12 protein-coding genes are annotated in these 12,310 nt (G+C 60.0%); 7 read left to right on the top strand and 5 right to left on the bottom strand.

The annotated features are described in order from the left end of the window. Positions 1-7: 7 nt before the first annotated feature. Complete coding sequence (locus QLG12_RS28625; RefSeq protein ID WP_197869192.1) at positions 8-526, top strand: DUF2062 domain-containing protein; 519 nt, start codon at positions 8-10, stop codon at positions 524-526. Positions 527-580: 54 nt separating this feature from the next. Here the strand turns inward: QLG12_RS28625 and QLG12_RS28630 are convergent, their stop codons facing one another. From QLG12_RS28630 to QLG12_RS28645, 4 genes are all read right to left on the bottom strand, one after another. Next, the gene (locus tag QLG12_RS28630) at positions 581-1,360 is read right to left on the bottom strand and encodes an ABC transporter permease (protein WP_282475622.1); all 780 of its coding nucleotides are present in this window, start codon (positions 1,358-1,360) and stop codon (positions 581-583) included. Further along, entirely contained in the window at positions 1,357-2,289 is a 933-nt protein-coding gene (locus QLG12_RS28635; protein ID WP_011335454.1) for an ABC transporter ATP-binding protein, read from the bottom strand. Before QLG12_RS28635 ends, QLG12_RS28630 begins: the two co-directional genes overlap by 4 nt. 133 nt (positions 2,290-2,422) lie before the next feature. Further along, a complete protein-coding gene (locus QLG12_RS28640; protein WP_041475399.1) occupies positions 2,423-3,046 on the bottom strand; it encodes a glutathione S-transferase in 624 nt (207 codons plus the stop codon). Positions 3,047-3,089: 43 nt separating this feature from the next. Further along, complete coding sequence (locus tag QLG12_RS28645) at positions 3,090-3,749, bottom strand: transglutaminase family protein (RefSeq protein WP_282475623.1); 660 nt, start codon at positions 3,747-3,749, stop codon at positions 3,090-3,092. A 251-nt stretch (positions 3,750-4,000) separates the two neighbouring features. On the opposite strand from QLG12_RS28645, the gene QLG12_RS28650 reads away from it, so the two are divergent. After that, on the top strand, positions 4,001-6,448 hold the full coding sequence (locus QLG12_RS28650; RefSeq protein ID WP_197869194.1) for an acyl-CoA dehydrogenase: 2,448 nt from the start codon (positions 4,001-4,003) through the stop codon (positions 6,446-6,448). Positions 6,449-6,523: 75 nt separating this feature from the next. Continuing rightward, positions 6,524-6,931 carry a PA2817 family protein gene (locus tag QLG12_RS28655; protein WP_007950758.1) on the top strand — a complete coding sequence of 136 codons (408 nt, stop codon included), beginning with the start codon at positions 6,524-6,526 and terminating at the stop codon, positions 6,929-6,931. 56 nt (positions 6,932-6,987) lie between these two features. Here the strand turns inward: QLG12_RS28655 and QLG12_RS28660 are convergent, their stop codons facing one another. After that, positions 6,988-7,983, bottom strand: a complete 996-nt coding sequence (locus QLG12_RS28660) for a LysR family transcriptional regulator (RefSeq protein WP_282475624.1) — start codon at positions 7,981-7,983, stop codon at positions 6,988-6,990. A gap of 90 nt (positions 7,984-8,073) precedes the next feature. On the opposite strand from QLG12_RS28660, the gene QLG12_RS28665 reads away from it, so the two are divergent. The 4 genes from QLG12_RS28665 to QLG12_RS28680 all read left to right on the top strand — a co-directional run bounded on the left by QLG12_RS28665 (position 8,074) and on the right by QLG12_RS28680 (position 12,137). Further along, complete coding sequence (locus QLG12_RS28665; protein WP_197869196.1) at positions 8,074-8,700, top strand: alanyl-tRNA editing protein; 627 nt, start codon at positions 8,074-8,076, stop codon at positions 8,698-8,700. A gap of 90 nt (positions 8,701-8,790) precedes the next feature. Continuing rightward, entirely contained in the window at positions 8,791-9,561 is a 771-nt protein-coding gene (locus QLG12_RS28670) for a 2OG-Fe(II) oxygenase (RefSeq protein WP_085683549.1), read from the top strand. Position 9,562: 1 nt separating this feature from the next. Then, positions 9,563-10,201 (top strand): LysE family translocator, encoded by a 639-nt coding sequence (locus tag QLG12_RS28675; RefSeq protein WP_064383517.1) that lies wholly within the window; start codon positions 9,563-9,565, stop codon positions 10,199-10,201. 196 nt (positions 10,202-10,397) lie between these two features. Then, a complete protein-coding gene (locus tag QLG12_RS28680) occupies positions 10,398-12,137 on the top strand; it encodes a dipeptidase (protein WP_197869197.1) in 1,740 nt (579 codons plus the stop codon). Positions 12,138-12,310: the final 173 nt, after the last annotated feature.

Raw genomic sequence — 12,310 nt, forward strand, 5'->3', positions numbered from 1 at the left:
AAGCCTTATGCCCCGGCGCTTATTCAAACGTTACATGCCCGACCCGACGAGCATCAGGGAACACAAATCCTTACGCTTTCTCGGCACGTTGCTGCATGACCCGAACCTCTGGCACCTCAACCGACATTCGGTGGCCCGCGCCATGGCCGTTGGCCTGTTCGCCGCGTTCCTGCCGATTCCCGCACAAATGCTGGTGGCCGCCGTCCTCGCGATCATGGTACGCGGCAACATGCCGATTGCCGTCAGCCTGGTCTGGCTGACCAATCCGATCACCATGCCGGCGGTGTTCTTCTGCACTTATCAGGCAGGGGCCTGGCTGATGGATGTACCCGCCCGCACGCTCCCCGACGAATTGACCTGGGAATGGATCAGCGGCGAGCTCTCGACCTTGTGGCAACCGTTTCTGCTGGGGTCGGTGGTGGTCGGGCTGGCACTGGGCGCCCTCGCCTACTGTCTGGTGATGCTGTACTGGCGCTGGTGGGTGACCCGGCAATGGGCGCGGCGCAAGAAAAGACGTCAGGCGTGAATGCAAAACGGCCTCCACTGTGGGAGGCCGTTTTTCATTGCAACATCGAAGGGATCAGGTACGCATTCCGCGCCCGCTCACCAGCAGCCGCGCACAACCGAAATACAGCACCACGGTTGCCACCAGCATGAAGGTGATCGCAATACCGATACGGATATCCGACACACCGAGGATGCCGTAACGGAAGGCGTTGACCATATGCAGCACCGGGTTGGCCAGCGACACGGTCTGCCAGAACGGCGGCAGCAAGGTGATCGAATAGAACACGCCACCGAGGTAGGTCAGCGGGGTCAGCACGAAGGTCGGGATGATCGAGATGTCATCGAAGTTGCGCGCAAACACCGCGTTGATGAAGCCCAGCAGCGAGAAGATCGTCGCCGTCAGCACCACCACCAGCACCGTCACACCGAGATGGTGTACCTGCAAATGGGTGAAGAACAACGACAGAATCGTCACGATCACACCCACCATCAGGCCTCGCAAGACGCCACCGATCGTGTAACCGATCAGGATCGTGTGCGGCGACACCGGCGACACCATCAGTTCTTCGATGGAGCGCTGGAACTTGCTGCCGAAGAAACTTGAGACCACGTTGCCGTAGGAGTTGGTGATCACCGACATCATGATCAGACCCGGCACGATGTACTCCATGTAGGTGAAGCCACCCATGTCGCCGATCTGCCGGCCGATCAGGTTACCGAAGATCACGAAATACAGAACCATGGTGATCGCCGGCGGCAGCAGGGTCTGCGGCCAGATCCGGGTGAAGCGTCTGACTTCGCGGTAAACAATGGTGGTAAGGGCAACGAGGTTGGGGCGCAGCTCGGAACTCATACCGCCACCTTCGACAGATTTTTCTCCACCAGGGACACGAACAGCTCCTCGAGGCGATTGGTTTTATTGCGCAGGCTCAGTACTTCGATGTTCTGCAGGGCCAGTTGGCCGAACAGCGCGGTAATGCCCACGGACTTGTCGACCTGGACTTCCAGGGTATGGCCGTCCAGCAGACGCGCCGGGTAGCCCGCCAATTGCGGCGCGGCACTCAGGTCGTTCTTCAGGTCCAGCAGGAAGGTCTCCACATGCAGCTGGCCGAGCAGCTGACGCATGCTGGTGTTCTCGACGATGGTGCCGTGGTCGATGATGCCGATGTTGCGGCACAACTGCTCAGCCTCTTCCAGATAGTGCGTGGTGAGGATGATGGTGATGCCTTTCTGGTTCAGTTCGGTGAGGAACGTCCACATCGAGCGGCGCAGTTCGATATCCACCCCGGCAGTCGGTTCATCGAGGATCAACAGACGCGGTTCATGCACCAGCGCCCGGGCGATCATCAAGCGACGCTTCATGCCGCCGGACAGCGAACGCGACGGCACATCGCGCTTGTCCCACAGGCCGAGCTGGGTCAGGTATTGCTCGGCGCGCTCCTTGGCGATCCTTGCCGGAATGCCGTAGTAACCGGCCTGGGTCACGACGATGTCGAAAGTCTTTTCGAACTGGTTGAAGTTGAACTCCTGGGGCACCACGCCGATGGAGCGCTTGAGCGCCGCCGGGTTCTTGTCCAGGTCGTGGCCGAAGATGTTCACGGTGCCGCTGGTCTTGTTGACCAGGGTCGAGAGAATGCCGATGGTCGTGGATTTGCCGGCGCCGTTGGGGCCGAGCAAGGCGAAGAAGTCACCTTCGGCGACGTCCAGATCGATACCACTCAAGGCCTGGAACCCGTTGCCGTAGGTTTTGGTTAGCTGCCGGATGGACAGAGCGGAACTCATATCGGATTTACGCACCCAGTAAGGAAAAAAGGACTGATAAAAAGCCGGCGGCGAGGAAGACAACCGCAGCGCTCGAGCGCAATGGTGCTTGCCGTCGCCGCACAAGTACAGTCAAGTGTGTCGATAGTAGGTATTAAGTCAACGCGGTCATGACGGCTTTCTGATACGCCGGACGCTGCTTCAACCGCGCGTACCAGGCTTCGAGATTGGGCTGCGGCGCGCGTTCGATCGGCATCTCGAACCAGGCATAAATGAAACTGCCGAGCGGGATATCGCCCATGCCGATTTCACTCCCGGACAGATACGGCTGGTGCTTCAGCGCCTGATCGGCCATCGCCAGCAAGCTATCGCACTCCTTGATCGCCGCATGGATTGCCGGCCAGTCCTGCTTGTCTGCCGGGGTACGCAAAACGCCCCAGAACACCGTGCGAAACGGCCCTGCGAAACTGGAAGTCGTCCAGTCCATCCACTTGTCGGCGGTGGCGCGGGTCTGCGGATCCGCCGGGTACCACGAGGTATCGGCCGCATGTTTTGCCAGCAGGTAACGCACGATGGCATTCGATTCCCACAACACGAAACCGTCGTCCTGAATCACCGGCACCCGCCCGTTCGGGTTCATTGCCCGGTACTCCGGCGTGTCGACCACACCAAACGCGCCACCGGCATCGATGGCCTCGTAGGCCAGCCCGAGCTCTTCGGCCGCCCACAACGGTTTTCTGACATTCGACGAATTCTTGCGACCCCAGATCTTCAGCATGTCCGCCTCTTTTCCAGTAAATGGGCAGGCAGCATACGCCGGATCAGAAGCGGCCGACATCACCACGCAGGTCACTGGACAGGGGCGTCTGCTGATCGTTGAACAGGTGCGGATAACATTTCTGCAGATGTTCGAAGAAAAAAGATTCCGGTACATCGGCGAACTGACCGTGATCGACCAGGTACTCCATCAGCAGCGCGCCATCACTGTTGTACGGGTGGAAAACGCTGTCGTTCATGCCGTCGAATTCCAGCGGCGCAACGTTGAACATTTCGCAGAGCTTCTGGTTGAACGCGGGGGTGGCTTTGACCCAGCGATCATTGAGAAACAGCTCGGTATAACCATGCATGGCGAACACTTCGCTTCTCAGCAGTTCAAGCAGACGCGGCGTCGACAGATGATTTTTCACATCCGCCAGACCGATGCGCGCGGGGATCCCGCAATGGCGCGCGCAACCGGCGAGCAACGTGGCCTTGGGCACGCAATAACTTTCACCCGCCGCCAGCGCGTAGCTGCCGCGCAAGGTCTGCGGGTCGCGGCTGAAGGTGTACATGTTGTAACGCACCGCCTCGCGCACCGCGTAATAAAGACTGATCGCCTGCGCGAGCGGATCGCGACTGGCACCACGGTGCTGCTCGGCGAACTCCACCACCGAGGGGTGGTCACTATCGATGAAGCGGCCGGGGCTCAGATACTCGTGCATGACGACATTCTCCTGATTGAGCCCCGAGTCTAGCGAGAGGTTCAGCACAGAGATAACGACGTTTCGGCCAAACATGCACGCAAAGACGCGGAAGCTGCGAACGATTTCCCACGCGTGTTGCCCACCGAACCTACAAAAGACATCCGGGGTTTCCCACGATTTCAATCACCTTGCTCTGACCGCCCCGTTTTGCAGATGCCGTCTAAGCTCTGGAGGGTCGGTTCGTCGCCCTGGTTCACGGAGGATTAAATATGCTGTTGTTGTGGATACTGGTTCTGATCGTCGGCGTGGCGTATCTGGCCCATCGGCGCATCGCCCCGCTGCCGGCACTGGGCATCGTTGCCGCTTACCTGTTGGCGATGGGGATTTTCAGCCACGCACCGGGCTGGTTGCTGCTGATTTTCTGGGTGGTGCTGGCTCTGGTCGCCGCCCCGCTGCTGCTGCCTGACCTGCGCCGCAAACACTTCACCGCGCCGCTGTTCAGCTGGTTCCAGAAAACCCTGCCACCGATGTCGCAGACCGAACGCGACGCGATCGACGCCGGCACGGTGTGGTGGGACGGCGAACTGTTCAGCGGCCGTCCGGACTGGGACAAACTGCTGTCTTATCCAAAAGTGCAACTGACTGACGAGGAACAAGCGTTCATCGACGGCCCGACCGAAGAGCTCTGCGCGATGGTCACCGACTGGCAGATCGGCCAGTCGATGGATCTGCCGCCCGAAGCCTGGACCCACATCAAAGAACATGGTTTCTTCGCCCTGATCATTCCCAAGGAGTTCGGTGGCAAGGGTTTCTCCGCCTACGCCCACTCCCAGGTGGCGATGAAACTGGCGACCCGCAGTGGCGACCTCGCTTCCACCGTGATGGTGCCCAACTCTCTGGGCCCGGCCGAACTGCTGCTGCATTACGGCACCGACGAACAACGCAACCATTACCTGCCACGGCTGGCCCGTGGCGACGACATTCCGTGTTTTGCGCTGACCGGCCCGCTCGCCGGCTCCGACGCCGGCGCCATGCCCGACACCGGGATCATCTGCAAGGGCGAATGGGAAGGCCAGGAAACCCTCGGCCTGCGCCTGAACTGGGAAAAACGCTACATCACCCTCGGCCCGGTCGCGACCCTGCTTGGCCTTGCCTTCAAGGCCTATGACCCGGATCACCTGCTCGGCGACAAGGAAGACCTCGGCATCAGCCTCGCGCTGATCCCGACCGATACTCCCGGCGTGGAAATCGGTCGCCGCCACCTGCCGCTGGGCGCGGCGTTCATGAACGGCCCGAACTCCGGCAAGGACGTGTTCATCCCGCTGGACTACCTCATCGGCGGCCAGGACATGCTCGGCAAAGGCTGGATGATGCTGATGAACTGCCTGTCGGTCGGGCGTTCGATCTCGCTGCCGGCAGTGGGCACTGGCGCGGCAAAGTTCACCAGCCTGGTGACCGGGCAGTACGCGCAGATCCGCGAGCAGTTCAACGTGCCGCTGTCTGCCTTCGAAGGCATTCAGGAAGCCATGGCGCGGATCGGCGGCAACGCCTGGATGATGGACGCCGCGCGTATGCTGACCGCCAATGCGGTGGATCTGGGCGAGAAACCTTCGGTACTGTCGGCGATCCTCAAGTATCACCTCACCGAACGCGGTCGCGAGTGCATCAGCCACGCCATGGATGTGCACGGCGGCAAGGCGATCATCATGGGCCCGAAAAACTATCTGGGTCGCAGCTGGAACGGTGCGCCGATCTTCATCACCGTGGAAGGTGCGAACATTCTTTCGCGCAACCTGATGATCTTCGGCCAGGGTGCGATCCGCTGCCATCCGTTCGTCCTCAAGGAAATGGCCCTCGCCGGTCGCGAGGACAAGGATCAGGCACTCAAGGAATTCGATGGTCTGCTGCTCAAGCACATCGGATTTGCCGTGAGCAACGCTGCCAGCACGCTGGTGCTGAACCTTGGTTTTGGCCATTTCGAACATGCACCAGGAGACAAGCTCAGCCAGGGTTATTTCCGCGCCCTCAACCGTCAGGCTGCCGCGTTTGCCATGCTCGCCGACCTGAGCATGATGCTGCTGGGCGGCGAACTGAAACGCCGCGAGCGACTTTCGGCGCGTCTGGGTGATGTGCTGAGCAATCTGTATCTGGCCTCGGCGGCGCTCAAGCGTTACCACGACCTCGACTCCCCGGCGTACATGGAACCGCTGTTACGATGGGCCATGGAAGAAAGCCTCGGCCAGTCGGAAAAAGCGCTGGATGAACTGCTGACCAACTTCCCGAACCGGGTCTTCGGCTGCCTGTTGCGCGTGATCGTGTTCCCGTTCGGCCGCCGTCACAAAGGGCCTTCGGACAAACTCGGTGCCGAGGTGGCTGCAGTCATCGGCCGGGCCAAGGGCGATCCGGCGCTGGAAGAACTGCTTGCCGGCTGCTATCGCCCGCAATCGGCAGATGATGCGGTCGGTGCGCTGCAACATGCCTGTGATCAGCTGAGTGCAGCACAACCGCTGCACAAGAAACTGCACACGTCGCTCAAGAGCGGTCAGGTCAAACCGGTTGCCGGCGAGCACGCCATCGATGCGGCACTGGAGGCCGGGGTGTTGCAGGCCGTGGAAGCCCAGACCCTGCGTGATGCCGAAGCGGCGCGGCGCAAGGTGATCGATGTCGATGATTTCGACAAGGAGCAACTCAAACCCGCGGAAGGCAAAATCCGCTGATCCCTTCAATCAGTGAAAAACGGGCGCAGGGGCTTTATACTCCCGCGCCCGTTTTGCTCTTGAGGACTTAATCTCGTGTCCAACGTCGTTGCCGATCATCTGGTTTTGCTCGACCATCTGCGCAGTATCCTGGTCGCCGTAGGTGAGGCCGATCAGGTTCCCGAAGAAAGCCATGCCCTGTTCCTGGAGCGTTTCGACGAACTGCTGGCGTCACTGCCGATCGAGCCGATCGAAAGCCAATACCTGGGCCAGGACATCCTGACTCAAGTGATTACCCGTTACCCGCAAATTGCCCACCTGATCCCGCGGGATCTGCTGTGGTTCTTCGCCGGCGACTGCCTGCACTACCTGTCCGACGAAGAAATCGACATGTATCAGGCGCTGGAAGAACGCCGCTACGAAGCCGAACAGAACGACGAGCCGTTCGACTGGAACCAGGAAAAACAGCTGCTGGCGATGTCCGCCCAGGACAGCAAGCACTGATTTTCGCCCGATAAAAAAGGCCCGCACGGTGATCCATGCGGGCCTTTTTTATGGAATCAAAGCAGCCCTTCACTCTCAGGCAGTTCGTACTCGGCCAACGGTTTTACACCGCCAGACTTTCCCGGTTTGCTCAGGGTCGGCTCTTTCTCCAGGCACTCCACCAGATAGTCGATGAACACCCGCAGCTTCGGCGGCAGATAGCGCGTCGGCGAGTGCAGCAACCACAGTCCGCCGTGGTACGAGGCCAGGAATGTCCATTCCGGCAGCACCTGCACGATCAACCCCTGCTCCAGAGCATAACGGGCGGTGAAATACGGCAGGCTGCCAATGCCAATGTGCTGCAACACGGCGCCGAGACGCACGCCGGTGTGATTGGCCGCATACCGGCCGCGCACGCCGACGGTGACGGCTTTCGTGCCTTTCTTGAATTTCCAGCGCGCATCACTCGGGGTTTCGCCCAGGTAAATGCAACTGTGGTTGAGCAAGTCGTGGGGATGAGTCGGCGTCCCGTGCTCAGCCAGGTATTGCGGCGTCGCGCAGAGCAAATGGTCGATGGTCAGCAGTTGTCGTCCCACCAGTCCGGGCGGTGGCCGATCCGTGATGCGAATGGCAAGGTCGACATGGTCGTCGATCAGATCGACCTGACGGTCTTCCAGCAACAACTCCACATCGACCTTCGGGTAGCGCCGCAGAAACTCCGGCATGTGCGGGTGAATCACGAAACGCCCCACCGCTTTCGGCACGCTGACCCGCACCAGCCCCTCGGCTTCGTGGGTGAACTGGCCGCTGATCTCCATCACCGACTTGGCTGCGCTGACCATTTCCTGGCAGCGCTTGAACACCTCTTCCCCGCCATCGCTCAAGCGCAGTTTGCGCGTGGTGCGTTGTAGCAGCCGCGTGGCCAGCGCCCTCTCCAGCCGGGAAATGCTGCGGCTGACTGCCGACGGCGATGATCCCAATTGACGAGCGGCTTCGGAGAAGCTGCCGGTCTCGACGACCTTGACGAAAATCGCCATTTCACCGAGCAGCGGCAGTGGAAGATTTATGCTCACAGCGCAACAGTCCTTTGATGTTTGAACGGATTATCACGTTATTGCACGATTCATATAATTAAAAAAGAAACTTTAATAAGGGCATGGAATATGACGCTTCGCCTCTTTTTCCATAGTGATGACCTCAAGGCCAATGTGGAAGTCCTGGACTGCACGCCCCACGAGAACGAATTTGCCGTTGTGTTGCGCGCCACGCTTTTTCATCCTCAGGGCGGTGGCCAACCCTGTGACACCGGCTGGATTGGTGACAGCCAGGTGCTGCGGGTCGTCCAGGAACCGGACCGGATCATTCATTTTGTTGATCAACCGGTGCCGCTGGGCATGACCCAGATTCGTGTCGACGAAGAACGCCGCCGCTTCCACACCCGCATGCACTCTGCCGGGCATTTGATCGGCCACTTTGTCCAGGCCATGGGCTGGATGCCGATCAAGGCCCACCACTGGCCGGACGAGGGCCGGGTGCAGTTCAAACCTGGGGATTCGGCCCAGGAAGTCGATGCTCAAATCGTTCAATACGGCATCGGGCAGTGGATCGAACACGATCTGCCACGCCTGACGTCACTGCGCGAAGGCGCGCGGGAAATCGGTTTCGGTGAACTGCCAGCCTATGGCTGCGGTGGCACCCATGTACGCAGCCTGAAGGATCTGGGCACAGTCACGATCGCGTCCCTTTCGCAGAAGAAAGGCACGCTGTCCGTCCACTACAGCGTGGATTGAGGATTTCGGACGCTGCCAGATGCAGCGTCCGACGCCGGGGGAACCGCATTCGCCGGTTCCGTTGACTATTCGATAGATGGACCTGACACCATGATGCTTGACGTCGAGCGTCTCGATGAGACGTGCATAAAAAAACTGGCCAACGAAGAAGTCCTCGCCATCCGCGTCAAAGGCTTTCTGCCCCAGGCGCAGGCGATCCGGATTGGCGACAAGATCCTCGCGCCCGGCTTCGAGGGCTACATCAACGCGCCCAGCATAGGTCGCATCGGCATGGCGTTCTACGAGGCGGAAAACCAGCCGCTGCTGATCGAAGACTACTTCGAGCGCGCCACCAGCAATATCGCCGAACTGCGCAACCGCTGCGCGCCCTACTCGTCGCCGGTCGACACCCTGCGCTGCATGCTCGACGAATCCTGGCCGGCGGGCGCCCACCTGGAAAACCTCTATGGTCGCAAGATGTACGTCGGGTTGTCCCGGGTGGTGAAACCGGGCGTGTGCTTCCTGGCCCACCACGACATCTTCGCCAAGGATGCCCCGGAGAGTTTTCAGGCCCGCAGTCTGGAGGCGCAGTTCGCCTGCAACGTCTACCTCAACATGCCGACCGAGGGCGGCGCGTTGCAGATGTGGGAAGACGACATCTCGCCGGACCGCTTCGACGAGATGCGCGGCGACAGCTACGGCATCGACCCGGCGCTGCTCGGCCCGCCGGCCCTCGAAGTACGCCCCGAACCGGGGGATTTCATCATGTTCAATTCGCGTCGCATGCACTCGGTCACACCGGGCGTGGCCGATCCGCGCTTGAGCCTTTCGTTTTTTGTCGGCTATCGCGGCAATGCTTCACCCCTGACTTTCTGGAGCTGAAATGACATCGAATTACCTGGGCGAGTTTCTGGCGCTGGCCACCATCCACTTTCTGGCCGTGGTCGCTCCCGGACCGGACTTCGCCGTGACCATACGCCAGAGTGTGCGCTTCGGCCGCTTGGTCGGCATCTGCACGGCACTGGGCATCGGCGCGGGAATTTCCGTGCACGTGCTGTACACCCTGTTGGGCGTTGGAGCCTTGATGCACACCACCCCCTGGCTGCTGACTGTCGCCAAAGTGGTCGGCGGCGCTTACATCCTTTACCTGGGCGTCAGCCTGATCCGCAGCAAACCCAAGACGGCACTGGAAGGCGAAAAGACCAGCGACGAACCACTGGTCGAGCAATCGCTGTTCAAGGCGTTCTCCACCGGCTTCCTGACCAACGCCACCAACCCCAAGGCCACGCTGTTTTTCCTGGCAATCTTCACCACAATCATCAGCGCCAGCACACCACTGCAGATCCAGGCGCTGTACGGGTTGTGGATGTGCGGGGTGAATGCGTTGTGGTTCGTGATCGTCGCGCTGTTCTTTTCCAGCAGCAAAGTGCGCGTGCTGTTCATGCGCATGGGCCACTGGTTCGAGCGCAGCATGGGGGTGATTCTGATCCTGTTTGCCGGGCGTCTGGTGCTGTCGATGTAAGGGCATTGATCGGAGAAGCCCGATCCAGACAGAACGGACGGGCTTTTTTCGATTCTGCGCCGCTTTTGCATTTCTGTGCGACGCATCCCACTTCGGGGGCTCCCCTATCACTTGTGGGTGGTGTTAGTTTGCGAAACCGTCTGACGCATCGATCAGACACTTCCTACTCACTGCCTGCAAAGGAATGCCCATAGCAATGGACTTTTCACTCAAGCAACTGGCCGCGTCGACGCTGATCCTGGCCAGCCTTTCGTCCGTGACACTGCCAGCCCACGCGAACCTTACCGAGCAGCAGAGCGCGACCATCCTAAAGACATTCAATGAGGCAAAGGTCAGTGACTTCAGAGCGTTTCTCGGTGATCTGGCCAAGAACGACCTGAGCAAGACCGACGATCTGCGCCCAGCCATCAGCGCTTTCCTCGACAACAAGACGCTGACCGCCGAACAGCAGAACGAAATCCATCGCCTGCTCGGCCTCTATACACGCGTGAAGTACGGCAAAGCCGCCCTGGAAACCCTGCGTGAACTGGTGGAAATCCCGACCTTCCGCAAGGACGGTGTCGATCAGCACGACAACCCCGAATTCATCAAGATCGCCGGCAAGATCAAGGAGCTGGCCGAGTCTTTCGGCTTGAAGTATCGCAACATCGACAACCGCGTTTACGAAATTTCCCTCGACGGCAGCGGCAAAGACGTCGTCGGCATTCATGCTCACGCCGACGTGGTGCCGGTAACGCCGGAGAATTGGGTGCTGAAGGACGGCACCAAACTCGACCCGTTCAAGGTCACGCTGATCGGCGACCGCATGTACGGCCGTGGCACAGAAGACGATAAAAACGGCATCGTCGTGACGCTGTATGCCATGAAGGTGATCAAGGAAGAGAAGCTGCCACTGGCGCGCAATTTCAAACTGCTGGTGGACACCACCGAAGAAACCACCGGTGACGCGATTCCCTACTACTTCGAACGCAACCCGACGCCCGAGTACAACCTGGCACTGGACGGCGGCTACCCCGTAGTGATCGCCGAAAAAGGTTACGGCACCGTCATGGCCAAGTTCGCCAAGCGCAAAGCCGAGGGCAAAGGCGCGGAAATCACCTCGATGACTGGCGGTCTGGCGACCAACCAGATCCCTTCGGTTTCGGTCGTCACGCTGGTGACCGACAAACCCGCCGACCTGGCGGCCAGCCTGCAAAAGGCCGGCACCGAATACGCCAAGCGCAATGGCGGCGATTTCGAAGTGAACGCCAAGGTCGATGGCAAAGACGTCAAACTCAGCGTCACCGGTGTTTCCGCGCACTCGTCCGAGCCAGAATCCGGCGTCAACCCGGTCGCCCGCATGCTCGACTTCATCCACAGCGTGGACGGCAAGATTGCCTTCAAGCACAACCACATTACCGACGCTGCGCACTACGCCGCCGACAACTGGGGGCTGGATTACAAGGGCGGCAAGCTGGGCGTCGGATTCGCCGATGACTTCATGGGCCCGCTGACCACGTCCCTGACCTACGTCGGCATGGACGACAAAACCTTCAAACTCGCGGTCAACTTGCGCGTACCGAAGGGCAAGTCGCCGGAAGTGCTCAAGAGCGAAATCGCCGACAAACTGGCAGCCTGGAGCAAGAAGAACCATGTCGCGGTCAACTTCGACTACTCGATCGCCGAACCGATGTACCGCAACCCGGAAGGTGAGTGGGTCAAGGCGCTGCTGGCCGTGGCCACCGAAAACCTGGGCATGAAACACGAATTCGGTACGTCGGCCGGCGCCACCTCGGTGCATGAACTGCCGAACGGCGTTCAATTCGGTCTGGCGCGACCGGAGGTCAAGTACACCGGCCACACCGATGGCGAGTTCAAGACCGTTGACCAGTTCTTGCTGGACCTGCAGATCGTCACCGAAATGATGGGACGTATCGGGCAATTACCGAAGCTCTGATTGCGTATCGGGCCCGCCAGATTGGCGGGCCCACAAAAAAGGACCGCGAGGTCCTTTTCTTTTGCCTGACAAAAAACGCACAAACAAAAACGCCGCTCATCACTGAGCGGCGTTTTTGTGAATTTGGAGCGGGAAACGAGACTCGAACTCGCGACCCCGACCTTGGCAAGGTC

Origin of the sequence: Pseudomonas sp. V88_4 (assembly GCF_029967985.1) — a bacterium.
Taxonomy (GTDB): Bacteria; Pseudomonadota; Gammaproteobacteria; order Pseudomonadales; family Pseudomonadaceae; genus Aquipseudomonas; species Aquipseudomonas glycinae.

What these genes read in the sequence shown, in the direction of transcription:
- QLG12_RS28640 (WP_041475399.1), bottom strand. Translation starts at nt 3,046, where the DNA reads ATGCTGAAGATCTGGGGTCGCAAGAATTCGTCGAATGTCAGAAAACCG.
- QLG12_RS28680 (WP_197869197.1), top strand. Translation starts at nt 10,398, where the DNA reads ATGGACTTTTCACTCAAGCAACTGGCCGCGTCGACGCTGATCCTGGCC.
- QLG12_RS28635 (WP_011335454.1), bottom strand. Translation starts at nt 2,289, where the DNA reads ATGAGTTCCGCTCTGTCCATCCGGCAGCTAACCAAAACCTACGGCAAC.
- QLG12_RS28650 (WP_197869194.1), top strand. Translation starts at nt 4,001, where the DNA reads ATGCTGTTGTTGTGGATACTGGTTCTGATCGTCGGCGTGGCGTATCTG.
- QLG12_RS28630 (WP_282475622.1), bottom strand. Translation starts at nt 1,360, where the DNA reads ATGAGTTCCGAGCTGCGCCCCAACCTCGTTGCCCTTACCACCATTGTT.
- QLG12_RS28675 (WP_064383517.1), top strand. Translation starts at nt 9,563, where the DNA reads ATGACATCGAATTACCTGGGCGAGTTTCTGGCGCTGGCCACCATCCAC.
- QLG12_RS28670 (WP_085683549.1), top strand. Translation starts at nt 8,791, where the DNA reads ATGATGCTTGACGTCGAGCGTCTCGATGAGACGTGCATAAAAAAACTG.
- QLG12_RS28665 (WP_197869196.1), top strand. Translation starts at nt 8,074, where the DNA reads ATGACGCTTCGCCTCTTTTTCCATAGTGATGACCTCAAGGCCAATGTG.
- QLG12_RS28625 (WP_197869192.1), top strand. Translation starts at nt 8, where the DNA reads ATGCCCCGGCGCTTATTCAAACGTTACATGCCCGACCCGACGAGCATC.
- QLG12_RS28645 (WP_282475623.1), bottom strand. Translation starts at nt 3,749, where the DNA reads ATGCACGAGTATCTGAGCCCCGGCCGCTTCATCGATAGTGACCACCCC.